The 24876-nt window shown below is 66.5% G+C and carries 19 protein-coding genes and 1 pseudogene; 8 read left to right on the top strand and 12 right to left on the bottom strand.

The features are described from left to right. Window positions 1-5: 5 nt before the first annotated feature. The 7 genes from AC06FB_RS00620 to AC06FB_RS00590 form a co-directional block, all read right to left on the bottom strand. On the bottom strand, window positions 6-1415 hold the full coding sequence (locus AC06FB_RS00620) for a sugar porter family MFS transporter (protein WP_164152081.1): 1410 nt from the start codon (window positions 1413-1415) through the stop codon (window positions 6-8). A 45-nt stretch (window positions 1416-1460) separates the two neighbouring features. Beyond that, on the bottom strand, window positions 1461-2795 hold the full coding sequence (xylA, locus tag AC06FB_RS00615; protein WP_053518508.1) for a xylose isomerase: 1335 nt from the start codon (window positions 2793-2795) through the stop codon (window positions 1461-1463). A 46-nt stretch (window positions 2796-2841) separates the two neighbouring features. Beyond that, complete coding sequence (gene xylB, locus AC06FB_RS00610) at window positions 2842-4335, bottom strand: xylulokinase (protein ID WP_478053246.1); 1494 nt, start codon at window positions 4333-4335, stop codon at window positions 2842-2844. A 197-nt stretch (window positions 4336-4532) separates the two neighbouring features. Then, complete coding sequence (locus AC06FB_RS00605; protein ID WP_478053245.1) at window positions 4533-6065, bottom strand: tryptophan halogenase family protein; 1533 nt, start codon at window positions 6063-6065, stop codon at window positions 4533-4535. A gap of 8 nt (window positions 6066-6073) precedes the next feature. After that, window positions 6074-7090: a cupin-like domain-containing protein gene (locus tag AC06FB_RS00600; protein ID WP_478053244.1), complete on the bottom strand. Its 1017-nt coding sequence runs from the start codon at window positions 7088-7090 to the stop codon at window positions 6074-6076. A 9-nt stretch (window positions 7091-7099) separates the two neighbouring features. Further along, window positions 7100-7858 carry a SapC family protein gene (locus tag AC06FB_RS00595; RefSeq protein WP_065182226.1) on the bottom strand — a complete coding sequence of 253 codons (759 nt, stop codon included), beginning with the start codon at window positions 7856-7858 and terminating at the stop codon, window positions 7100-7102. 137 nt (window positions 7859-7995) lie between these two features. After that, window positions 7996-11133: a TonB-dependent receptor gene (locus AC06FB_RS00590; RefSeq protein ID WP_053518517.1), complete on the bottom strand. Its 3138-nt coding sequence runs from the start codon at window positions 11131-11133 to the stop codon at window positions 7996-7998. 402 nt (window positions 11134-11535) lie between these two features. Between AC06FB_RS00590 and AC06FB_RS00585 the strand changes: the two genes are divergently transcribed. Then, window positions 11536-12783 (top strand): arsenic transporter, encoded by a 1248-nt coding sequence (locus AC06FB_RS00585; RefSeq protein ID WP_478053243.1) that lies wholly within the window; start codon window positions 11536-11538, stop codon window positions 12781-12783. A gap of 24 nt (window positions 12784-12807) precedes the next feature. Here the strand turns inward: AC06FB_RS00585 and AC06FB_RS00580 are convergent. After that, window positions 12808-12879: pseudogene (locus tag AC06FB_RS00580) on the bottom strand (CGNR zinc finger domain-containing protein); the annotation flags it as partial. Between the two features lie 77 nt (window positions 12880-12956). Here AC06FB_RS00580 and AC06FB_RS00575 point away from each other — a divergent pair. Further along, window positions 12957-15152 (top strand): AsmA family protein, encoded by a 2196-nt coding sequence (locus tag AC06FB_RS00575; protein WP_478053242.1) that lies wholly within the window; start codon window positions 12957-12959, stop codon window positions 15150-15152. A gap of 66 nt (window positions 15153-15218) precedes the next feature. Further along, window positions 15219-15704, top strand: a complete 486-nt coding sequence (locus tag AC06FB_RS00570; protein ID WP_065182222.1) for a TspO/MBR family protein — start codon at window positions 15219-15221, stop codon at window positions 15702-15704. 13 nt (window positions 15705-15717) lie between these two features. Here AC06FB_RS00570 and AC06FB_RS00565 read toward each other — a convergent pair whose 3' ends face one another. Next, complete coding sequence (locus tag AC06FB_RS00565; protein ID WP_065175681.1) at window positions 15718-16017, bottom strand: hypothetical protein; 300 nt, start codon at window positions 16015-16017, stop codon at window positions 15718-15720. Between the two features lie 195 nt (window positions 16018-16212). Between AC06FB_RS00565 and AC06FB_RS00560 the strand changes: the two genes are divergently transcribed. The 4 genes from AC06FB_RS00560 to AC06FB_RS00545 all read left to right on the top strand — a co-directional run bounded on the left by AC06FB_RS00560 (window position 16213) and on the right by AC06FB_RS00545 (window position 21943). Continuing rightward, window positions 16213-16755 (top strand): biliverdin-producing heme oxygenase, encoded by a 543-nt coding sequence (locus tag AC06FB_RS00560; RefSeq protein ID WP_231107782.1) that lies wholly within the window; start codon window positions 16213-16215, stop codon window positions 16753-16755. Between the two features lie 97 nt (window positions 16756-16852). After that, window positions 16853-19090: an ATP-binding protein gene (locus AC06FB_RS00555; RefSeq protein ID WP_478053241.1), complete on the top strand. Its 2238-nt coding sequence runs from the start codon at window positions 16853-16855 to the stop codon at window positions 19088-19090. Further along, window positions 19087-19554: a response regulator gene (locus tag AC06FB_RS00550; protein WP_053518529.1), complete on the top strand. Its 468-nt coding sequence runs from the start codon at window positions 19087-19089 to the stop codon at window positions 19552-19554. Before AC06FB_RS00555 ends, AC06FB_RS00550 begins: the two co-directional genes overlap by 4 nt. Then, window positions 19547-21943, top strand: coding sequence for a response regulator (locus AC06FB_RS00545; protein WP_445394493.1), 2397 nt, complete (start codon window positions 19547-19549; stop codon window positions 21941-21943). Before AC06FB_RS00550 ends, AC06FB_RS00545 begins: the two co-directional genes overlap by 8 nt. A 21-nt stretch (window positions 21944-21964) precedes the next feature. Here the strand turns inward: AC06FB_RS00545 and AC06FB_RS00540 are convergent, their stop codons facing one another. Genes AC06FB_RS00540 through AC06FB_RS00530 form a run of 3 tightly spaced genes read right to left on the bottom strand, consistent with a single transcriptional unit; the run spans window position 21965 to window position 23966 of the window. Beyond that, a complete protein-coding gene (locus AC06FB_RS00540; RefSeq protein ID WP_478053240.1) occupies window positions 21965-22633 on the bottom strand; it encodes an NAD-dependent epimerase/dehydratase family protein in 669 nt (222 codons plus the stop codon). A gap of 32 nt (window positions 22634-22665) precedes the next feature. Continuing rightward, window positions 22666-23346 (bottom strand): ChrR family anti-sigma-E factor, encoded by a 681-nt coding sequence (locus AC06FB_RS00535; RefSeq protein ID WP_478053239.1) that lies wholly within the window; start codon window positions 23344-23346, stop codon window positions 22666-22668. Beyond that, entirely contained in the window at window positions 23343-23966 is a 624-nt protein-coding gene (locus AC06FB_RS00530; protein WP_065182216.1) for a sigma-70 family RNA polymerase sigma factor, read from the bottom strand. The genes AC06FB_RS00535 and AC06FB_RS00530 overlap by 4 nt, the downstream gene beginning before the upstream one ends. 132 nt (window positions 23967-24098) lie before the next feature. On the opposite strand from AC06FB_RS00530, the gene AC06FB_RS00525 reads away from it, so the two are divergent. Beyond that, window positions 24099-24866 (top strand): hypothetical protein, encoded by a 768-nt coding sequence (locus AC06FB_RS00525; protein ID WP_065182215.1) that lies wholly within the window; start codon window positions 24099-24101, stop codon window positions 24864-24866. Window positions 24867-24876 lie beyond the last annotated feature (10 nt).

Raw genomic sequence — 24876 nt, 5'->3', positions numbered from 1 at the left:
GGCGCTCATCCTTCCATCTGCTCCAGTTCCTTGCCCTTGGTCTCGTGCACATGGCGCAGCACGAACACGACCGAGACCACCGCGGCCACCAGGTAGATGCTGTAGGTTGCCGCCAGCCCGGCCGCGGCCAGCAGCATCGGAAACGTCACCGTGACCGCGAAGTTCGACGTCCACTGCGCTGCACCGGCGACGGCCAGTGCCGAGCCCCGGATCTGGTTGGGGAACATCTCGCCCAGCATCACCCACATCACCGGTCCCCAGGACAGATTGAAGAACACGACGTAGGCATTGGCGGCGACCAGCGCCAGGGTGCCCATGCGGCCCGGCAGCTGCAGGTGCCCGTCGGCCAGCGAGCCGCTGGCGAAGGCCACCACCACCAGCGCCAGGGATACGGACATGCCCACCGAGCCGATCCACAGCAGCGGCTTGCGACCGATACGGTCGATCAGCAGCACGGTGACGAGGCATGCGCCGATGCTCAGTGCGCCGGACAGCACATTGATCAGCAGCGCGTCGTTCTCCGAGAACCCGACCGCCTGCCACAGCACGGCGCCGTAGTAGAAGACCACGTTGATGCCGACCAGCTGCTGGAAACAGGCCAGGCCGACACCCACCCAGACGATGGGACGGATCCGCCCGGTCGCCCTGCTCCTCAGGTCGGACAGCCGCGGACGATGATGGTCGGTGGACAGGGAGGCCTCGATCTCGTCGAGCGTGAGCTGTGCCTTGTCGCGGCCCAGCAGCCGGGTGAGAACCCGCAGTGCGTCCTCCTTGCGCCGCTTCACCACCAGGTAACGGGGGCTCTCGGGGATGGTCAGCAACAGCAGCAGGAACACCAGCGAGGGCACCGCCTGCATCCAGAACATCCAGCGCCAGGCGGCCTGCCCTGCCCACAGAGGCTCCGTCGATGCCCCGGCGGCGGCGGCCAGCAGGTAGTTGGACAGGAACGCTGCGGTCAGCCCGCTGATGATCGCGATCTGCTGCACCGTAGCCAGTCGGCCACGGTAACGGGCGGGTGCCACCTCGGCGATGTAGGCCGGTGAAATCACGCTCGCCGCGCCAACTGCAAATCCCCCTATCACCCGCGCGACGATGAACCACGCGGAAGAACCCGCAGCGCCGGCCCCCAGCGCCGATAGCAGGAACATCACCGCCGACAGGATCAGCACATTGCGCCGCCCCAGCCGGTCGGCCAACCTGCCGGCGCTGAAGGCGCCCACGGCGCAGCCCAGCAACATCGAGGCGATCTCGAAGCCCTGCATCCATTCCCCGGAGCGGAACGCCTGGTGCAGGCCGTCCTGGGTGCCGTTGATGACGCCACTGTCAAACCCGAACAGGAACCCGCCAATCGTTGCCACCACGCTGATCAGAACGATCAGCCGTGTGTTCTCTCCGCCATCTGCTGCCTGGTTCATCGACATCCCCTCGATCGCTCCATTGCCGCCTTGACGCTGCCGTGCTCAGCGCAGCAGATACTGGTTGAGCAGGTTCTCGTAGCGTTCCTGCTTGCCGCTGGTCTGGCGCGGCTCGCCGATATCGGCGGCCAGCGTGGCCAGGTCGGCAAGGCTCAGCGTGCCGCGCTCGAAATCCTTGCCGGCTCCCGTGTCGAAGCTGGCGTAGCGCTCCCTGCGCCACTGCTCCCACGGCGACTCGGTGAGCAGTGCGTGTGCCACTTCCAGACCTCGTGCGAACGCGTCCATGCCGCCGATGTGGGCAATGAACAGGTCTTCCAGGTCAGTCGACTCCCGGCGCACCTTGGCGTCGAAATTCAGCCCGCCCTCCAGGCCACCCTGCCGCAGCACGACCAGCATCGCGCCTACGGTGTCGTACAGATCGCTCGGGAACTGATCGGTGTCCCACCCGTTCTGCGCATTGCCACGGTTGGCATCGATGCTGCCAAGCAGGCCATGGTCGGAGGCCACCTGCAGGTCATGCTCGAAGGTGTGCCCCGAGAGCGTGGCGTGGTTCGCTTCGATGTTGAGCTTGAAGTCCTTGTCCAGCCCGTGCTCCTTCAGGAAGCCCACCACGGTCGCGCTGTCGAAATCGTACTGGTGCTTCATCGGCTCCATCGGCTTGGGCTCGATGAGGAAGTTGCCTTTCAGGCCGATGCTGCGGCCGTAGTCGCGGGCCATCGTCAGGAACCGCGCGAAATGCTCGATCTCGCGCTTCATCTGCGTATTGGCCAGCGACGCGTAGCCTTCGCGCCCACCCCAGAATACGTAGTGCTCGCCCCCCAGCTCGACGGTGGCATCCAGCGCGGCCTTCACCTGCACCGCGGCACGGGCAACCACGGCGAAATCAGGATTGGTCGATGCGCCGTTCATGTAGCGCGGGTGCGAGAACAGATTGGCCGTACCCCACAGCAGCTTGACCCCGGTGGCGTCCTGGCGGGCCTTGGCCAGGCGCACCATGTGCGTGAGATTCTTCTGGTACTGGCCAATGTCGTCTGCATCCGGCGCCAGGTCGATGTCATGGAAGCACCAGTACGGCACGCCCAGCTTGGTGAAGAACTCGAAGGCTGCATCGACCTTCGCCTCTGCAGTGGCGAGCGGCGAACCGGCCTCCCACGGAAACTGCCGGGTTCCCGGTCCAAACGGATCGTGGCCGGCGTTGCAGAAGGTGTGCCAGTAGCACACGGCGAAGCGCAGGTGCTCCTGCATGGTCTTGCCGCCGATGACCCGGTTCGCGTCGTAGACCTTGAAGGCGAGCGGATTGTCCGAGTCCCTGCCCTCGAACGGAATGCGGCCGACGCCCGGGAAGTACTCTTTGGCGCCGATGAAGGGCTGCGTGGTCATGGTACGTGCTCCTGTCGTTGTGCGGGATGTTGGAGGGAGGCGGACCTCAGCCGCGCTGCAGCGGCGTGACGGCCTCGAGATGGCGGAGAAAGCGCGAATAGGCGGAGGCATAGGCCGCACTGCGGCCGGAATCCGGACGCGCGGCCAGTGCCGGGTCCACGCGGACATGCTGCGCGGTGACCTCGCTGATCGGCGCGGCATCACCCTGCGACCGCCCGATGGCCCACAGGGCCTGCAGCGCCGCACCGAATGCCGCGCCTTCGGCCTGCACCGGCACGTCGACCGGCAGTCCGAACACATCGGCCACCAGCTGCCGCCACGCGGCACTGTTGCTGCCACCCCCGGTAAGCACGATGCGGTCGAACTGCATGCCGGCGCGCCTGAACGCGTCGTAGCCGAACTTCAGGCTGTAGGTCGCCCCTTCCATGGCAGCGCGGTAGATGTGCGCCGGCGTGAAGTTGTGGGTGTCCAGGCCGGCCAGCACGCCCTTGCCCAGCGGCAGGTCGGGGGTGCGCTCGCCATTGAGGAACGGCAGCATGACCAATCCGCCAGCGCCGGGCGACGTCGCGTCGAGGTGGGCATCGCCGTCACGCGTACTGAAACCGAAGGTACTCGCTACCTGCTCGGTCACGACGGTGCAGTTCATCGTGCAGATCAGCGGCAGCCAGCCGCCGGTGGAAGAGCAGAAGGCGGCCCAGGCCCCGTCCGGATCGATCACCGGTGAGTCGGAGTAGGCAAACAACGTGCCCGACGTTCCCAGGCTCATCGCCAGGCGGCCTTCCGTGACGCAGCCGGTGCCGATGGCCGCCATCATGTTGTCGCCACCGCCGACCGCCACCTTCACCGTCACCGGCAGTCCGAGCATGCTGGCCGCCGCAGGGTCGATATCGAACAGCGCATCAGGTGGGGCGATGGGGGGAAGGCAGGCAGCAAGATCGCGGTCCGGATCCGTGGCGCGCAGCAGCGCCTGCGACCACGTGCGCGTGCGCACATCGAGCCAGCCTGTGCCGGAGGCATCTCCGTGCTCGCAGAACCGCTGCCCGGTCAACACGAAATTGAGATAGTCGTGCGGCAGCAGGATGGTCGCCAGCCGCGCATAGGCTGCCGGGCGATGCGTCTTCGTCCACGGCAGCTTGGAGGCCGTATAGCCGGCAAGGATCGGATTGCCGGCCAGCGCGATGGTCCGGTCGATTCCGCCGGCGGCATCCATGATGCGGGTGCATTCGGCCGACGTGCTGGTATCGCACCAGAGCTTGGCCGGCGCCAGCACGTCGCCCGCCGCATCCAGCGGCACGAAGCCGTGCTGCTGGCCCGATACGGCCAGACCTGCAATGCGTGACCGGAGCGATGGATCAATCCCGTCGAAGCAGGTGCGCAGCGCCGCCACCCAGTCGGCCGGCACTTGTTCCCGGCTGCCATCGGCGCCGCTGCTCATCTCCAGCGCCGCGCTGGTGCGGGCGACAACGGCACGCGCCTCCGGGTCGTAGACCAGCACCTTCAAACTCTGCGTTCCTGCGTCGACACCGGCAACCAGACCCATCGAAACCGCCTCCGAACACCGAAAAGGTAGCGCTACCATTTCTGACATTCAAAAAAGGAGGCCTTGTTGCACTGCCTCCTCGTTTGCACGGCGTGCGTGCCGCCCGCCGTGATGCCGCACTGTAACCAGCCGCGGCGGAAAAAGCGTGCTGCAACGCAAAACCCTGCTCGCCGTCGCGGCATCTGCAGGCAGACCTGTTACGACGCCGCCCTGTTCGCGTGCCATACCTCGGGGCCCGAACGGCAATAGCGGTCGATGAATTCCGCCTGCGATGGCATCTGCGTGGCCGCCTGCCGCACCGGCTGCTGGATGCGTTTCAGCAGCGTGCGCAGGTCGCCGTCACTCAGTGCCCGCGCAAGCGGGTGCGGGCGGCCCGGTTGGATGCCCTGGCCAAGCAGCACACTGGTCCACGACTCGACCCGGAACAGCTCGCCGGGGTCCTGCCACGCGTGCGCGCGCTCACGCCACGCGCGCAGCCGCTGCTGCAACGACTCGGGCAACGCCATCTCGCGGCACGCCTTCCACAACGGCTCTTCGCGCTGGGTGGCGTGGTAATGCAGGATGATGAAATCGCGCACGTGTTCCATCTCCTGGCGACTGACCTCGTTGTAGAGCTGCACCAGTGAGGCCGCGATCCCATCGAACGGAAACAACTGGATCAGCCGCACCACGGCGCTGATCGTCAGATGGATGCTGGTGGATTCCAACGGTTCGATGAAGCCACTGGCCAGCCCCAGCGCCACCACGTTCCTGTTCCAGGCCTGCAGACGGCGTCCACTGCGGAAGGGCACCTGCCAGGGATCGCGCAGCGGTGGTGCGCCCACGTCGCGCAGCAGCTTCGCCCTCGCCTCGTCGTCGGACATGTGCCGGCTGGAATAGACCAGCCCGCACCCGACCCGGTGCTGCAGCGCGATATGCCAACGCCATCCGGCCTCGTGGGCGATGGCCCGGGTGTACGGCACCGGTGGAGCGACCGATTCGGTCTGTACCGCGACGGCACGATCGCACGGCAGCCATTCGTGCCAGTCCTCATAGCCGGTCTTCAATGTCTGCTCGATCAGAAGGCCACGGAAGCCGGTGCAGTCGATGAACAGATCGCCCTCGATGACCTGCCCGTCGTCCAGTACCAGCGACTGCACCGAACCATCATGCGCATGCTGTCTGACCTCGGCGATCCTGCCCTCCACCCGTCGCAGGCCGTGCGCCTCGGCTCTGCGGCGCAGGAACCGGGCGTAGAGACCGGCATCGAAGTGATAGGCGTAGCTGGGCTGCGGCTGGGTCTGCAGCGAGAAGCGGTCGTCGCGCGAGGCGACGCTCTCCAGGCAGAAATCGCCCAGGTCCGATGGCATCCCGCGGCGGAGGCTGTCCAGCCAGAAATGGTGGAACGGCGTGGCCCAGGTGCCATGTCCGATGGTGCCGAACGGATGGAAGAAGCGCTCGCCCGGCAGGCGCCAGTTCTCGAACGAGATCGACAGCTTGAACGTGCCGGCCACCGCGCGCAGGAACTCCTGCTCGTCGATCTGCAGAAAGTGATGGAAAGTGCGGATGGGCGGTACGGTGGACTCGCCGACACCGACCGTACCGATCTGCTCGGACTCGACCAGGGTGATGTCCAGCTGGTCGCGGAATTGATGGGACAGCGCACATCCGGCCAGCCAACCGGCGGTGCCACCGCCGGCAATGACCACCTTGCGGATGCGCCCTTCTGCTGTGCTCGCGGTATCGATCACGGTGCCCCTCAGCGGTTGAGTCTGCCCAGCAGCATCGCGCGCATGCGGCGCGCGCGCTGCTCGTCGAACGGTGCAAGATCCCCCCGCGCATCGTCGGGCAGGTGCTGCCCCGCGCGCTCGCCGGGGCCGAATACGTAATACTGGAAGAGCGCTTCCCACGCCTTCTTTTCACGCGCGGGCAGATCGCGCAGGGCCCACATCGCATGGTGCAGCGCCGGCAGGGGCGAGCCGAGGAAGGCCGGCGAGCTACGCCACCAGTAGTTCACCAGCACATTGAACGGCGCCAGGCTGCGCACATGGTGCCACCACATGCTGGGAATGAAGATGGCATCCCCTGGCTCCAGCACTGCGCTGCGTGCACTCGCCAGGGCCTCCATGAAGCGGGGATGCCGGTCGAAGTCGGGACGTTCGAAGTCCACCACGCTCACCACCTGGCCGCCTGGCGTGGGATCCAGCGGGCCTGGGTAGAGATTGTCGATCTGTTCGGGCGGGAACAGCGTGAACTCGCGTCGGCCCACCGCGCAGCACGCAAGGTTGTCGGGGGTATCGAAATGGCACGATGCGGTGACGCGGTTGCCGATCCAGATGCTGGCCAACGCGTCGATGCCCTGCCCTGCCAACCCTGCCTGGTTGGCCTGTGCGAATGCCGGCAGCAATGCCCGCTCCACCGGCAGCGACGCCACGTAGTAGGTGGGCGGTCTTGGCTCATGCAGCGTCGAGGCGATCCCGTCCAGCACCTCGCTGAGCGATGCCCGACGGACCTCGAAGTTCAGCCGGCTGAAGTCGGCGGTGTAGAACGGGCGCCCGTCGATGTCCGGCCCGCCGAACGAGTACTGGATGGGCACGCCCGCGTCGACGCCGCCCAGGTAGGCCAGCGCGTCCAGCGTGGAGCGCTGTCCAGCCTCGACCAGCGGCCAGTTTGACGCCATGCCTCGCAGCACTACCGGCTCTCCGGCCTCGACCAGCGAGGCCAGAGGCAGCGCAGCAGGATCGATGCCCTCCAGTATCCGCATCGCAGCCCCCATCGCCCGCCCTCAGTTCCTGGCCGTGGACGCTGCTGCATCCTGCGCGCGCAGGCGCCGCTGCTTCTCGGCGATCAGGCGGCGCATGTTGTGCAGCGACGCCAGCATCAGGTAGGCGCCCTCAAGGCAGCCAGCGCGATTCAGCGCGGCCAGCGTCGAGTCGTCCAGCAGCGCCAGGCGCTCACGGTCGATGCCGTGCAATCCGTTCACGCTCACCCGGTGATGCTGCGTGATCTGCACATCGAGCGTGACCGGCTGGATCAGTCCGCTTTCGTCAAGCATTGCAAACATCGCGGCGCCGAACGCGCTGCCATCATGGATACCACGCAGCACGCCGGCAATGTGGTCGAGGTAGGGGGTGTTCCCACCCTGCGGCAGGAACAGCGGCTCGCCGGCGTCGGTGTTGACCCGGGGATGGTCCAGATCGACATGCATCACCGCCTCCCGGGTGAGCACACCGTCGATGTAATGCTCCTGGAATCCGATCAGGAACGGCCCCTTCGCTGCGGCTCCCGGAAGATAGGAGGCGTTCCAGCGGCCGTCCTGCAGGAACAGGTTCTCGTGCTGTTCAAACCCGAGCAGGGCGACGGCCTGCCATTCGCCCGATCCGGCCTGTTTGCGCAGGAAGATGGGATATTCCCGCTGCAGTTCGGCGAACTCGCTGGGATAGGCCGGCACCATGCCCACGGCGTCGCCGAACTCGGGGCCGAAGCCGGTGGCGACCCTCAGGTCCCGATGGGCGATGTTGTTGAGCATTTCATAGCGGGCCATCAGGGTGTCCAGTCCGGTGCGGGGCCAGTGGCCGGCAGGGTACCGCCGGCACGTGCGACAGGTGCTGCGTCAGGACAGGCCCGCGCGGTACCGTTGCCGGGACAACGGTACCGTGCCGGGCGGGTCCGTCGCCAGACTCAGAACTTGTAGCGGACACCCAGCATGTAGCGTGGGCTCTGGTCAGCCAGCTTCACGATCATCTGCGACGTGCGCGAGCGCCAGCGTACGTCCTCGCCGGTCAGGTTGATCGCTTCCAGTCCGAACGACCAGTGGTCGTCCAGCGTGTAGTTCACGCTCAGATCCCACTGCTCGTAAGCCTCCACATAGTAGGGATTGCGGCTGGCGCCCTGGTTGGCCAGGATCAGGTACTGGTCGCGCCAGTTCCACGCCAGGCGGACCGACCAGCCGTACTTCTCGTACATGAGCATGGCGTTGGCGGTATCACTCAGACCGGTGAGCGAGAACTGGTCGATGCCCGGATCGCCGCCATTGTTGTAGCCGACGTCGCCGCTGACGATCGTGTAGTTGGCCAGCACGCCGAAACCGGTGTCGCCGAAGAAGTACTGCCCGCCGAGCTCCCAGCCGTGCAGCTTGGACTTGTTCTGGTTGATCGGGCGGTTGACATTGAACTGGTACAGCGGATCGTCCGCCTGGCCATACAGATCGTAGGCCGCTTCGGTGGCCAGCACCTGCGCGTCGGTTCCGTTGTAGGCCGCCAGTCCGGCGGGGTTGTTGCGCAGCAACGCCAGCGCGGTGAACAGCGAGGTGTCGTTGGCCGAGCAGGCGGCCGCATTGGCGGCACCGACCTGGGAGACGCAGGCTGCACTGGTGAGGAAGTCCAGAGCCGCACGCGCATCCGGGCCGGACGTGGGATCGGTCAGCCCGTACAGGCTCTCCTGGACAACGGTATTGCCGATGAAGTTGTCGACCGACTTGTTCCAGTAGGTCAACGACACATAGCTGGCGTCGGCGAAATACCACTCCAGCCCGAGGTCGAGGTTGTCCGATTCCAGCGGCTTCAGGCTGGGATTCTGCGCGTTGCCGCTGGCGCGCGACGACGGATCGATCAGCACCGATCCGAACGGCTGCTGTGCGCCCGGGCCCGCATAGAGATTGCCGTAGGGCGCGCGGGCGATGCTCTTGCCGAACGAGGCACGGCCCTTCAGCTCATCGGTGAAATCGATGCTGAAATCGAGATTGGGCAGGATGTAGCTGTACCTTGCCTTCTCGGTGAAGGGCTGCTGCTCATCGGACAGCACGATGCGGAAATCGTTGTTGGCCTGCCACTCGATGGACTCGGGAACGGCGATGACCGAGGTCGAGACCACGTCGGTGGTTTCGTAGCGCACGCCCAGCCGGGTATTGGTGCGCATGCTGCCCAGCTGGCCATCCAGTTCCACCTGGAAGTAGGCCGCCTTGGTCTTCTCTTCCACGAAGTTGTCGGCCGCGCGTTGCGGACTGACTCCCAGTCCCACGCCATATTCGTCCGCCGCCCACTGTGCGAGCTGGCCGGCGTTGCCGCGCCATGCGGGCCAGCTGCTGGCGCTGTAGTCGTCGAACAGGCCGACGATGTTGACCGGACGCAGCAGATCCATGAGCCCGGCATCGGTATCCCGGTTCACGTTGGCCACGCCCCAGTCGCCCAGGGTCGAGTAGGCCTCGGCTGCCTGGATGCGGTGCGTGGTCGACTTGTTGGTGTCCACGCCGAACTGGAACCGCCCCTGGTCGAAGTTCCATTCGCCGTCCACGCGGGCCTGCTTGATCTCGCTCACCTGCGACTGTGCGTTGACACGCAGCACCTGGGTGCCGATCTCGCCCTCCTGGAAGCCCGGGTTGACCACGCCGTTGGTGCCGGCGATCGCATCTGCCGTGCTGGGATACCAGGTCTGGGTGCCGACCGGCAGGCCATTGTTGAACTCCAGTTCCTGCACCCAGGAGCCACCGCAATGGGGGCCACGGGTACAGTTGTTGGTGCCGGCAATGCTCATGAAGATCGAGCCGCCGCCGGTGAGCGGATCATTCGGACGACTCTCGTTCTTCGAATTGTGTGCGTCGAAGCTCAGCTTGAAGCGGTCGGTGACATTCCACACGGCATTGAAGCCAAGCGATCCCAGCTTGTACTCCTGCATGCTGCGCTGCTGTTCCAACCCGAAATCCTTGGTGCCGGCGATCTCACGGATGTAGACCGGGGTGGCCACTGCACCACTGGTATCGAACTGGACGTTGGTGTAGTTGCTGTTCTGCAGCCACATGCCCTGCTCGCCACGGTTCTCGGTGATCTCGTTGGTCGAGTAGGTGTAGTCCACGGTCAGGGTCAGGCTGTCCGTGGGCGCGAACTGCAGAACCGCCTGGCCGTTCACGCGTTCCCGCTCGAACTCCGAGAATGCATAGCGCAGGTCGTTCGGGCGTGCATAGAGCTGGCCGATCTCCGGCGCGTTGACCACCGTCGGGTTGCCGGGCATCGAGCCCGTCCACGGCTGCACGTTCCAGTAGTTCTCCGTGGCCTGCACCGAGCCGCCCTTGCGCTTCTGCTGGCTCGCGCTCAGGCTCACACCGAAGGTCTTTTCCGGGTTGCTGTAACTGAAGATGCCCGACAGCTCCGGCGTCAGATCATTGTCGAACGGCTGGCTGCGGTCCGAGACGAGCTTCGCGCCGGCATTGGCGATGATCCCTTCGTGATCCAGCGGCCGCGCGGTCAGGATGTTGATCGTCGCGCCGATGCCGCCGCTGGGTACCTGCGCCTGGCTGGTCTTGTAGACCTCGATGCCGTTGATGGCCTCGGCGGCCAGCTGCGCGAAGTTGAAGGCGCGGGTGCCACCGTCGACGCCACCGATGGCGACCTGCCCGGACGCACCGAATGCATCGGCACCGGGCATCTGGCGTCCGTTGAGGGTCACCATGTTGAACTGCGGACCGAAGCCACGTGCAGTGACCTGTGCACCTTCGCCGTCACGACGCTCGATGGAGATGCCGGTGATGCGCTGCAGCGACTCCGCCAGGTTGGTATCGGGGAACTTGCCGATATCCTCGGCACTGATCGCGTCCACCACGCCAGCCGAATCACGCTTGATGTCCATGGCCTGGCTGAGGCTGTTGCGGATACCGGTCACCTGCACCGCGTCCAGCTGAGTAGGCTGCGTGGGCTGCGTCTGCGCCGTAGGCGGCTGTGCGGTGGTCGTGGAGGCCTCCTGTGCGAAGGCGGGATTGATCACCAGGACGCCGCCGACGAACGTGAACATGGCCCTGGAGCGGAACTTCGCCAAGGTCCGGCTCATGGACGGGTCCTCGGGTCTGGAGTAGCACGGAAACTGCGAGCGCTCATGAAAGTCCCCTATGACATACGATCGAATGGATGTACCGCCCCCTCCCAGGGGCACGCACGGGCGAGGCCCGTATTCCAAACCGAACATCGCGGGCGCCGGACGCGCCGCGACTCAAACTCGCTTTCAAGCCTGCCAGGACGAACACGCGGTAAAGAAGGCAGCCCCTGGACCCAAAACCCCGAATCTATTGGTAGCGCTACCATCGCGTTGAGGCGCAGACTAATCACCCTGGTTCCCGCTTGTCACCGTGCAGCGCAGCAAATCATTCCTGCGGCAGTCCCCTTGTGCGCATCGCACACGCGGCCGCGGCGCGACCCACACGGTATGATGCCGCGTTTCCTGCTCCCCCTCCCCATGCTCGCTTCCTACTCCTCCGCCATCATCTGGTCGGCGGTGGCGCTCGCCACCGTGGGTCTGCTGTTCCGTCCTTTCCGCCTGCCCGAGTATGTCTGGGCCGTCGTGGCGGCGGCGCTGCTGCCGCTGACCGGTGTGATGCAGGTCGGCACGGTCCTCGGCGCGGTCGCCGAAGGCGGTGATGTCTATCTGTTCCTGGTTGGGATGATGGTTCTGGCAGAGCTCGCGCGGCGGGAAGGCCTGTTCGACTGGCTGGCGCTGTACGCGGTGCGGCACGCGGGGAGCTCCGGGCGGCGGCTGTTCGACCTGGTGTTCCTGGTGGGCACGCTGGTGACGGTATTCCTCTCCAACGACGCGACCGCGGTCGTGCTGACCCCTGCGGTCTATGCCGCGTGCAGGGCGGCCCGCGCCAATCCCCTGCCCTACCTGTTCGTCTGTGCGTTCATCGCCAATGCGGCAAGCTTCGTGCTGCCCATCTCCAATCCGGCCAATCTGGTGGTGTATGGCAGGCACATGCCACCGCTGCAGCAGTGGCTGGCGCAGTTCGCGTTGCCGTCGCTGGCGGCGATCGGTGCGACCTACCTGGTCCTGCGCTGGGTGCACCGCCGCGAGATCGCGCAGCCACTGGCCCCGGCGCCGGAACATCGCCCCCTGTCTGCTGGCGGTCGCCTGAGTGCTTACGGCGTGCTGTTCACCGGCTCAGCGCTGCTGGTGACGTCGGCGTTGAACGGCCCGCTGGGTCTGGTGACCTTCTGCGCAGGCAGCGCGAGCGTCGTCGCCGTCGCCCTTCGCCAGCGCCAGAGTCCGCTGCCGCTGCTGCGCAACGTGTCCTGGGGCGTGCTGCCGCTGGTGGCAGGTCTGTTCGTTCTGGTCGAAGGCGTGGCACAGACCGGCGTGATACAGATGGCGGCCAGTGCGCTGGAGTCCCTTGCCCGCACCTCACCCCACCAGGCCGGGTGGCTGGCCGGCTCGGTCGCAGCCCTGCTCAGCAATCTCGCCAACAATCTGCCGGTGGGTCTGGCCGCAGGCTCACTGGGGCAGATGGCCGACCTGCCGGCGCAGACGCGCGCGGCACTGCTGATTGGTGTGGACCTCGGCCCGAACCTGTCGGTGACCGGTTCGCTGGCGACCCTGCTGTGGTTGGTGGCCCTGCGTCGGGAAGGCGAACATGTCAGCGGGCTCGACTTCCTGCGCATCGGCGTACTGGTGATGCCGCCCGCGCTGCTCGGGGCATTGCTGCTGCTCTGAGCCATCGCTGGTCCGGCACAGGGTTCAGTGCGGCTGCCTGCGCGAGCGGAACGCCGCCACCTTCATGCGGTTTCCGCACTGGGCCATGCTGCACCAGCGCCGCCAGTCACTTCACATGGTGAACCACGGTACTCGGCCATAGTGGCCGGAGTTCGTCATCATGTTGAGCATTCATGGCAGCAGTCCGCGCGCGCCTCAAGCAGTTGCCTCGCCGGTGGCGCACAGCGCTCTACATCCTGCTCGGCCTCTACGCAGCCTATCTGTTGGCGGGCAACGTCTTCCTCAACACGCCGCTGTTCGACAACGTCACCAACCGCAAGCCGCAGAAGTTCGTGATGACCACGGGCCCGGCGATCACACTGGTGCCGGGCCACGTGATCGCCTGGAACGTGCACATGCGCGGCCACGTCAACCACACGGTGTATGTGCTGCATGCGGAACGTGCCAGTGCGCGCCTTGCCCTCCTCCCCCTGTTCCGGCGCGAAGTCCGGGTGCCGCGGCTGCAGGCGACCGGTGTTTCGGCCGACGTCAGTCGCGTCGATCAGGTCGTCCCCTCGCCCCCCCGCGGCACCCGCGGGTGGACGCTGCGCTTCAACGCCATCCATAGCGACAGCATCCGCAGTGCCCGGCTGGGCAAGCTGCTGATCATCGGCAAGGGAGCCGGAACGGTCGGTTTCCTCAAGCAACTGCGCGGCGGTCCGTCGGAACTGTTCGACTCCCAGGTCCGATTCGATGCCGCCGACGTCAGTTATGACGGCGTCCAGCTGCTGGGGGACACAGAACTCACGTCCCGCTTCAGCTATCCCCGCCATTTCCGCGACCAGGCGCCCGGCCTGGCCAAACTGGGCCTGTTGCGGGCTGCGCTCAAGGTCAACGCACGAAGCCAGGGGCTGCGCCTGGATACCGGCCTGGCGCAGCCGCGGATCGCCAGTGCCCCGGTGCCGGGGCGACTGCAGATGGACATCCGCATGGACCATGGACGCCTGCAGCCCGGCAGCCACGCGCTGTGGCACGTGCCCCTGCTGCTCGGTGACGGCGCTCCCGGCCGTGGCGTTCTGGCCCTGCAACTCAACACCGCCGACGACATTCGGCTGCAGGCCCGGCTGCCTCCCAAAGAAGGAACGGGCGCAGCGCTGGACGCCGATCTGCGGATTGCTGGCCGTGAGATTCCTTTCCGCCAGATCGACCAGTTGATCGAACGGACCTCGGGAACGGTGCGCGGCGAGTGGACCTTCACCTCGCTCAACTGGATCCCCGCGCTGTTCGTTCGCAAACCCTGGCTGCAGCTCGATGGCGGCGGCGTCCTGCAGGCGGATCTGCAGCTCCGCAACGGTGAACTGGTGGCGGGCAGCACGGTCGACATTCCCTCCGCCAAAGCGGTTGCCGGTATTGCCGGCGTGACGATGGCGGGCACGGCCAGCGCGCATGGTGAGCTCAAGGGCGGATCGCCCACCCGCGCCGAGCTGTCGGTACGCCTGCCCCGCTTCACTGCCAACCCGACGGACGCGCCGCGCACACGGCTGTTCGATGGCCGCGATCTGCAGGTGACGCTGAGCGGTGACGGCCGTATCCGCGAGCTGCGCAACGGTGTGCGCGCGCACCTGCGTTTCAGTGACGCCACCATTCCGGACCTGGCGGCCTACAACCGCTATCTGGGCACGGACCAGGTACGGCTGCTCGGCGGCACCGGCCAGGTGAGCGGCGAGATGCGGCTGGACACCAATGGTCGCATCGGCCAGGGCAGCGCCCGCCTGCTGGGCCGCCAGGCGCGTGCGCAGGTCGGGGGGCTGTCACTGGCCGGCGACGTGCAGCTGGATGCAGCCCTGCGCCGCGGTAACTTCACCGACCGCCATTTCGACGTCTCCGGCAGCACCGTCGAGCTGCGCAACATCCAGATGGCCGGTGTCGCACGCAAGACGCCGTGGCGTGGGCGTATCGACATCCAGTCCGGGCGCATCGATGCACAGTCGCCGTTCCAGGTGGACGCACGTGGCGCCGTGGCAATGAGCGATGCCTCGCCCCTGCTGGCGGTGTTTGCCGAGCGCGGCGACTATCCGCGCTGGGTGCTGTCGCTGCTCGACGCTGGCCAGGTCGATGCGCAGACCGTACTGCGCTGGCGGCCGGGGCATCTCACCCTGGACGAGCTGACTGCGGAGAATGACCGGTGGTCCGTCCGCGCCCGCCTCGATCTTCCCGGTCAGCACAAGCGCGGCGATCTCTATCTGCGCTGGGGCGTGCTCGGCGCCGGCCTCGAGCTCGACGGCGAGCAGCGCCGCTGGCACCTGGCAAAGGCCCGCGAGTGGTTTGATGAGCGCCCCTCCCTGCTGCCCGCCTCGGCGGCACCTGCGCAACAAGCGCCTGGGGACTGACGGCCGGCGCTGCATCCAAACGTGCCACTCGTTCGTATTGGTTCGAGACCCACGCGAGGATGCCCGATGAAACGAACAACGCAGGCCCTTGGACTGGCCGGCTGGCTTACGCTGACCTTCGTGGCAGCGGCGCTTGGCGCACGGGCCTCGATCTCGGCATCGGACTTCTACTCCACCCTGTCGCTGCCCGCGTGGGCGCCTCCCGCCGGGCTGTTCGGACCGGTCTGGACGGTGTTGTACGCGCTGATGGCAGTGGCCGCGTGGCTGGTCTGGCGCGAGAAGGAACGGCGCCCCAACACGGTGGCATTGGTGCTCTACGTCGTGCAGCTGGCAGCCAACACCGCATGGAGCTGGCTGTTCTTTGGATGGAAACAGGGTGCGCTCGCCTTCGTGGATATCCTGGCCCTGCTGGCGCTCATCATCGCCACCGTGATTGCCTTCGCGCGCATCCGGACGCTGGCGGCGATCCTGCTACTGCCCTATCTGCTGTGGGTAGGGTTCGCCGCCGTACTCAACTACGCGGTGTGGCAGGCCAACCCCGGGGCCCTGTAAGGCGGTGCGCGCTTCAGGCGGTTGCTTCAGGCGCAGGCTGCCAGCTGCGCAGGGTCGCGCCCTTCAGCGACTGCTGCCCGCAGCCGGTCGGGCAGCGCAGCACACGGATGGCCGACATACTGACCAGGCCCTGCCCCTCCACCGCCTTGAACACCGTCTCGCAGCGCAGGCAGCGCGCCACCATGGAATACAGGTGAACGATGCGGCGGGTGCCGGGGTCCTGCAGAAGATCCACATCCAGCAGCTGGAACTGGCAGCTGTCCGGCATCGCGCGCATGGAGTGGGACGTGTTCGGGGGTGTGTGCAGGTTCACGACGGAGCGCCAGTGGAAGTGTCCTGCGTACGTTATGGAAACCGGCGTGCAGCGGGTGTGCAGTGCACATGCATTGACCGCGAAATTTTGTGCGGGCCGCGGACCGATTCTGCTAGGGTGCCGCAGATGCACAGTCCATTGCCGTCCTCCGATCCACCCGCCCGCTGCCAGCAGTCTGCCGGTAGTCCGTTGAGCGTGTACCTGAGGGACGCCACGCGGTCGGTGCACGGCAGCCTCGATGCGTTCCTGATCGGGCAACGCCTGTTCGAATCCACATTGCGCTACGGGCGCTTTCTCCAGGTTCAATGGCATTTCCACCACGCCGCCGCGCCGCTGTACATGGACGGGCTGATGCTTCCGGCAACGGCACGACTGCAGCTGGTTGAACAGGATCTGCTGGATATGGGCGCCCCGCTGCCACGCGCGCATGCCTGGCGTCCCAGGCTGCAGCACGCATCCCGTGCGTCGGCATTGGGTTGGCTGTATACCGTCGAGGGTTCTGCCCTGGGTTCGGCTGTCCTGCTCAAGTACGCCGCCGCGCTGGGGCTGGGTGCCGGCCATGGCGCCCGTCACCTTGCACCTTCGCCTGCAGGCGTGGCCGAGCAATGGCGGATCACCCGCGCGCATCTGGATGCGGAACCCCTCACGCAGCAGCAACGCCAGCAGGCCTGCAGCGCGGCTCAACAGGCGTTTGCATTCGTGCGGCGTTGCGCAGCTGAAGTGTTCAGCAATGCATGAACAGGCATTCACATCGTCCGGACGGTATGCGGCCGCAGCATTTTCCGTCACCATTCCATTCCGCCCGGCCCGTCACGAATCATGAGTACCGCCCTTGATGCCTTCCGCTGATCGCACCTGGAACGATGCACTGTCGGACTGTGCGCGGGAACCCATCCACACACCGGGCGCCATCCAGCCCTATGGCGTGCTGCTGGTGCTGGATCCGCTGACGCTGCTGGTGCGGGAATGTGCCGTTAGCCAGCCCATCGCGCTGCGCCAGTACGGTGATCCGTTGATGCAGCATGTCGAGAACGCACTGGGCGGTGTGATCGGCCCCTTCGTACATCGCCTGCGGCACATCGCACCCGGCGGCACGCTGCACCTGGGCGCGGTCCACCTGGATGGGCTGGGGCGCCACCAGTTGCTCGCGCATCGTTCAGATGACGATCTTCTGATCGAACTGGAAGCCCCCGTTGCCGGTCAACCCGCCTCGCTGGAGGAGCTGTACCCCGCGATCCGCGAACTGATGCTCGCCATCGAGGGTGCCGCGACGGTCGAGGATCTCTGCCAGCTGGCGGCTGCGCACATACGCAGGATCGCCGGATTCGACCGTACGCTCGTCTACCAGTTCGACGCCGGCTGGAATGGAACCGTCGTGGCCGAAGATGGCAACGGCATCCTGCCTTCGTATCTTGATCTGCGCTTCCCGGAATCGGATATTCCGGCGCAGGCGCGCGCCCTGTATCTGCATAACCGGGTGCGGCTGATCGCCGATTGCGATTACACGCCCGTGCCCCTGGTGCGGGCCGGGCATCATCGCCAGGCCCCGCCCACCGACCTGAGCCTTTCCACGCTCCGCAGCGTCTCGCCGGTGCACCTGCAGTACATGCGCAACATGGGCACGGCGGCATCGATGTCGGTCTCGCTGATCCACGAGGGGCAGCTGTGGGGGCTGGTGTCGTGCCACAGCGCACAGCCGCGCCGGCTGCCCTATCACGTGCGCACGGCCTGCGAGTTCATGGGGCAGATCCTGTCGCTGCAGATCGCACTGAAGCAGCGCGCACGCGCCGTGGAGGAACGGGTCGGGCGCCGGTCCTTGCTGGTCAAGCTGCTGGGCCGCATGGCCGGCGACGAGGACTTCATGGCCGCGCTCCGCCGGGATCCCGACAGCCTGCTTTCACTGACCGGCGCGCAGGGCGCGGCCATCGTGCACAGGAACGACTGCGTGCGCCTGGGCCAATGCCCCGGGAATCCGGAGGTACTTGCGCTGGCACAGTGGCTCGCGACCGCGCACGTGGGCGAGGAAATGTACTTCACCGATCATCTGACCGCGGCCTGGCCGCCTGCGGAGCAGTTCAGCGATGTCGCCAGCGGCGTGATCGCCGTATCCATCTCCCAGCTGCATGACAGCTACCTGATGTGGTTCCGCCCAGAGGTGGTACGCACGGTCAGATGGGGTGGCGATCCACGCAAGAGCGCAGGCGGCAGCGACGCCCTGTCGCCACGGCATTCCTTCGAGGCATGGAAAGAGACCGTGCAGCAGCGCAGCCTGCCGTGGAACGAGGCCGACTGTGATGCGGCGCTCGAGATGCGCAACGCCATCGTCGACATCGTGCTGCGCAAGGCGGAAGAGATGGCCGAACTGAACGAGCAGCTGATGCGCAGCAACAAGGAGCTGGAAGCGTTCTCGTATTCCATCAGCCATGATCTGCGCGCCCCGTTCCGGCATATCGTGGGCTATTCCGAACTGCTGGGCAGCTCGGCAGCCGAGCGCTTGAACGAGACCGAGCGGCGTTTCCTCGACACCATCGTTGATTCGGCCAAATCGGCCGGCACGCTGGTGGATGATCTTCTGAGCTTCTCCCAGATGGGCCGCTCGACGCTGGGTCGCGCACGCATCGACATGGCAACCATGGTGGAGGATGTGCGGAGGATGCTGGAGTTCGAATACCACGGACGCGACGTCCACTGGCAGATCGGGGACCTGCCCCAGGTTGAGGCCGACCCCACCATGATGCGCCTGGTCTGGCAGAACCTGCTGTCCAATGCAGTGAAGTTCACCCGCGAGCGCACGCACGCGGTGATCGCAGTGGCGCACGAGCGCTCGGAAAGCGAGGATGTCTTCACTGTGCGCGACAACGGCTGCGGCTTCGACATGCGCTATGTGGACAAGCTGTTCGGCGTGTTCCAGCGGCTGCACCATGTCGAGGAATTCGAAGGTACCGGCATCGGCCTGGCCAACGTGCGCCGCATCATCGGCCGCCATGGCGGCCGCACCTGGGCCGAGGGCGAGCCGGGCAAAGGCGCCACCCTCCATTTCACCCTGCCCCTGCATTCTGGAGATGTTCAATGAGGGACCTGCGGCCGATCCTGCTTGTCGAGGACAGCCCCAAGGATGCTGAGTTGACCCTGGCCGCGCTGTCGCGTTGCCAGCTGCTCAATGATGTCATCCATGTGCGTGACGGCGCCGAGGCGCTGGACTATCTGCGATGCGAGGGCGCCTTTTCCGGTGCCCGCCATGGCGGCCCCGTGGTCGTGCTGCTCGATCTCAAGCTGCCGAAGGTCAATGGACTGGAGGTGCTCGAGCAGGTTCGTGGCGATCCCGTTCTCAGCAGCACCCCGATCGTGATGCTGACCTCGTCGCGGGAGGAGCAGGATCTGATCCGCAGCTATGAACTGGGGGTCAACGCGTTCGTGGTCAAGCCCGTGGATTTCAAGGAATTCTTCGACGCGATCCAGGGTCTTGGCATGTTCTGGGGAATCACCAATCAACCACCGCCGCATCGCCCGAACGGCTCGGGACACCACCATGGGTGACATCACCGACCGCGGCGAGCGCCTGCGCATCCTCATGCTGGAGGACAGCGCACTCGATGCGGAGCTGATCTCCGCCCAGCTGCTGCGGGCCGGCCTGGATTTCGAGGCGGAGCGCGTATGGACGCGTCGGGGTTTCCTCGATGCCATCGACAGCGGCACGCATGACGTCATCCTCGCCGATCATGTATTGCCCGGCTTCGATGGCGATGCGGCCCTGGCCCTGGCGCGCGAACGCGTCCCCCATACGCCGTTCATTTTTGTTTCCGGCACGCTTACCGAAGAACTGGCGGTGCAGGCCCTGACCCGTGGCGCGCGCGACTACGTGGTGAAGCAGCGGCTGCAACGACTGCCGGACGCGATAAGGCGTGCACGGCAGGAGGCGCACGAGCGTGGCAAGCTGGCCCAGGCCCAGGCGGCGCTGAATGACAGCCAGGCGCAGTTGCAGCAGATCACCGACGTGGTTCCGGCGCTGATCGCGCAGTTCGATCACGAACACCGCTTCCGCTTCGCCAACCGTGCGTTTCTCGACTGGCACGGGGTAAGCCTGGCCGAACTGCAGGGACGGACTGCGCGCGAGATTAGTGGGATTTCAGCCTTCGAGGAGGCGCTGCCCAGCCTGCAGCAGGTCCTCCAGGGAGAGCGCGCCAACTTCCAGGCACGTCTTGCCCATCGCAGCGGTGAGACGCGCTTCGTACAGATGGACTGCGTACCGGAGCGCGCAGCCGATGGCCGCGTGGTCGGCTACATCTGCGTGGGCAGCGACGTTTCCCAGCTCAAGCGCGCCGAACTGGCCCTGCGCGAGGACAACCAGTCGCTGGAGCGGCAGGTTCAGGCGCGCACCGCCGAGCTCCGGGCCAGCAAGCGACGTCTGCAGTCCATCTTCGAGTCCAGCTTCCAGCATCAGGTGCTGCTTGACCTGTCCGGGCGTGTCGTCGACGCCAACGTCGCCTCGCTGGCCGCGGTGCTGGCCGAGAAGGCGCAGGTTGTGGATACCCCCTACTGGCAGACGCCCTGGTTCACCACCACGCCCGGAATGAGCGAGGTGATCGACAAGGCGGTTGCCGATGCCGTAAGTGGGCGCAGCTCCCTGCACTCGCTCGAACTGGAGCTGCCCACCGGCCGGCGAAGTTTCGACGTTTCATTCCGTCCGTTGCAGGACGGCGCCGGCGAGGTCACCGCGGTGGTGTCCGAAGCCGTGGAGACCACCGCACGACTACAGGCAGAGCATGCACTTCGGCAGGCGCAGAAGATCGAGGCCGTCGGGCAGCTGACCGGCGGCATCGCCCATGACTTCAACAATATCCTGACGGTCATCTCCGGCAACGTCGAGCACGCGATGCTGTTGAGCGGCCATCCTGGAGCGTCGGCCGAGGCGACCACACGCGCACTGGACAACGCCCTGAAGGGCGTCTCGCGCGCGGCAAGCCTGACCCAGCGGCTGCTGGCCTTCGCGCGCCGCCAGCCCCTGCGCAGCCAGGCCGTCAACCTCAACGACTGCATGCTCGGAATGCAGGACATGCTGCAGCGGGCGCTGGGCGAGCTGGTGCGACTGGAGATCAGCACGGCTGCCGGCATCTGGTGCGTGGAACTGGACGTCGCGCAGCTGGAGGCATCCGTGCTCAACCTCGCGGTGAATGCACGCGATGCGATGCCCAGCGGCGGCAGGCTGAAGGTCGAGATCGACAACAGCCATCTCGACGGCGACTACGCCGCCCTGTTCCCCGATGCGGCTCCGGGCGAGTACGTGATGCTGCGTGTCCGCGACAACGGCCACGGCATGCCGGCCGATACGCTGGCGCGGGTGTTCGAGCCGTTCTTCACCACGAAACAGGTGGGGCGTGGCACGGGCCTGGGGCTCTCCATGGTGCATGGTTTCGTCAAGCAGTCCGGCGGCCACGTCCTGATCGACTCCGTGGAGGGCGGAGGAACCAGCATCACCATGATGTTCCCGCGCTCGCCGCTGCCACTGCCCTGTGAATCTCCCGCGCCGGCAGCGGGCCTGGCCGGCTATGAACAGCGCGGCGAGACCATCCTGGTCGCTGAAGACAATGACGATGTCCGCGCATACACCGTCGACGCCCTGCGCCAGCTGGGCTACCGCGTGCTGGAGGCACATGACGGGCCGTCCGCGCTGCGCCTGCTGGAACGCCCGGACGCGCGCATCGATCTGCTGTTCTCCGATATCGTGATGCCCGGCATGTCCGGCTGGGAACTGGGTCGCGAAGTCCGGGAGCGCTGGCCTGAGGTGGCGATTCTGTTCACATCCGGCTATCCGCGCGATCATGACGCCCCGGGGGGCGCGGGCCGCTCTGCGGCGCTGCTGAGCAAGCCATTCACGCGCGCCGATCTGGCCGAATCGATCCGCGGCGTGTTGGCGTCCTCCAGCTGACGGACCGGGGCGCGCGCCGGCTCAGGGGCCTTGTCTGGTTCCGAGCCGGTTGATCTGCGCGCACTCAACGACGCCCGGCGGCTGTGGCATGTCGGCCATTGCAACCATCGCCCGCCCCAGGGCCAGATTGCTGGTCGCGATGGAAGGGGCCATGCGTGCAATCAGCCCCAGCACCGGGGCGCCGACACCATAGAGTGGCCTCATCCATGAATGCGCCGTGCCCGTACCTGCAACAGGCTGGACACCGCCTGGCCGCAGCATCACCGTACGGATCGGCAAGCGGGCCAGTGCCTGTTCGGTCTGCCCCTTCACCCGCAATGGCATGATGCGGCTCTGCGGATCGGCATGCGCCCCGGACACGTACAGGAAGCGCCCCTGCGGACATGCCTGGGCGAACGCCGAAGCCACGGCAAGCGTGGCATCGAAGGTCACCGCCCGGTACTCGGCTTCGCGGGTTCCCACCGGCGGCGCTCCGGCGCAGTAAAGGCAGGCGTCGAATCCCGAAAACAGGTCAACACTGCCGGCGGCCTGCCGGAAATCGGCGAGCAGCAGTTCGGCGACCTGCTGCCCCGGCCGGCTGCCCGGCCTGCGGACCAGTGCCGTGACACGCTGCACCCGGGGCGATTCCAGGCAGGCCAGGACAACGCCCTGCCCCACCAGCCCTGTTGCACCGGCAACGAGCAGCTTCATGCGGCCAGGGGCGGCGTGACTGTCCACGGGGCTCAGAGTTTCACGAAACGCTGGATGCGGCGCGCCAGCCAACCACTGAACACCAGCGGGGCATCCAGCGCGGACACACAGATGCAGGGCACGCCCGGCGCCGTCACCGGCTGGTGCTCAACGTCCTCGTCAAGATCCGCGACATCGCCAGGCGCGAACAGGCCCAACGCATCGTTGTAGGAACCGCGCAGGATCTGCGTCAGTTCGCTCTGTCCGTGGCTGTGCATCGGCAGGCACTTTCCGGGGGCGATCTTCAGCATGATCAACGATGGCATCTGTTCGGCCCGGATGCAGTGCACGCCAGGCGCGATCCAGCGCCAACGCAGCGCTGCCAGTGACCTGCCGAAATACGGGTGCAGCGATGCCGGCAGGTAGTCCGGATCAGCCTCAGGCCGTTCATGCGGCACCTCCCGCGGCGATGATGGCTCGGCCGCTGCTGAGACCGCCTGCGAGGACAAATGGGCCAGCATGGCCTCGCGCAGGGCGTCCCGGCGGTCTTCGGCAAGCGCAGGCTGGGTGTGTTCCAGCAGCGCCGAACCGATCGCCTCAGCCTCCCGCAGGCGCTGCCGGCACACCGCGCAGCGCTCCAGATGCGTGCCGGCGACGATACTCAGTGGCGCCGGCAGTGCGCCGGCCGCATAACTCATCAACGTCGATTCGTGCAGATGGTGGTGCGGGCTCATTGCGCACCTCCGATCCGCGACTGCAGGCGCAGGAATGCGCGGCGGAGATGCGACTTCACGGTCCCCAGCGGCATGCCCAGAATGGAGGCGATCTCACCGTGGCTCTTGGCCTCGAAGTACGACATCCGGACCATGCGCGCCTGCACGGCCGGCAGTTCGTTGATGCGCTGGCGCAGCCGTGCATGGTCGGCAAACTGCTCGGCGCTGCTGCGCTCGACCAGGTCCGCGGCAGCGGCCTCTTCGACGGCCGCCTGGACCTGCATCCAGCTGCGCTCGCGCCGGACCCGGTCGATATGCAGGTTGCGGGCGATCCGGTAGAGCCATGTACTCAGTGCCGCCTGCGCCGGATCGTAGTCTCCAGCGCGCAGCCACACCTTCAACAGGCATTCCTGCGCAAGCTCTTCAGCCACGGCATCCGGCACGCCGAGTCCGCGCAGATAGACGCACAACCTGGGCATGAAGTGGTCATAGATGCGCATGAAGCAGTCGCGGTCGCGCAACCGCGCCACCGCGTCCATGTCACCGGTCCAGTTCAGTGCGTCAGTGCTGGGCTGCTGGGAACTGGACACGAGGCGGGCGGTGTCGAAGGGAACGGGAGGGCTGGCGGCGTCAGGGTACATCTGCGGTCGCGGCGGGCTGGTGAAGGTCTGTCCTGAGTACGGGCCACGGGCCCGTTTGGATGCAGCACCGACCTGCATCCAGCAACGGCCCTGCCGCGTATGCCAGGACGTCCCCCCGCCGGAGCGCCTTCGATGCGCATCACTCTCCTGCTGCTGTGCCTGCCCTGCCCCGCCCTCGCGGCCACCCTGCTGCACAACGAGGGCATCGCCACCCTGCCGGATGGCCGGGTGGCCTACCGCGAGATGCATTGGCAGCGGGGCGCCACGGAAGGCGCCGAGCGCTGGGTCCAGTACCTGTGCCCGGACGGCCAGCCCTTTGCAAGAAAACACATGGCGGCCACGGATCGACCGCTGGCGCGCGGCTACCGGCTGCTCGACCAGCGCTCGGGTCAGCAGGCTGACGTGGAGATGTCCAGCGATACAGTCCGCATCTCGTGGAAGGAGAGTGCCTCGTCCACATCGCGGCAGGCACGCCTGCCAGCGCCTGCCGGTGCAGTCGTCGATGCCGGCTTCGATGCGGCCGTGCGCCAGCACTGGACACCGCTGCTGCAGGGAGCCGAGGTGACCCTGCCCTTTCTCGTCCCCGGGCGTCAGCGCTTCTATCCGGTCAAGGTCAGCTGGCGTGGTGCGAACCGCTGGCGCGGGCTGGCTGCACAGTCATTCGAGGTCCAGCTGGACACCTGGTATGGCGGCGTGGCCCCACGCCTGTCACTGGTCTACGCCGAGGCCGATCGTCGCCTGCTGGAGTTCCGCGGCACCAGCAACCTGCGCGATGCACGTGGCACTTACCCCGCCGTGGTGGTGCGCTTCGACAGCCCGCCTGCGCCCCAGCCGGACAGCCAGTGGCAGCAGGCGTGGGCGCGGCCTCTGGTCGCCGGGTGCGCCGTTACGGCGAAGTGAAGACAAACAG

Source organism: Stenotrophomonas sp. Steno-C15, from assembly GCF_056393265.1.
This window is presented reverse-complemented; position numbering and strand designations above follow the sequence as displayed.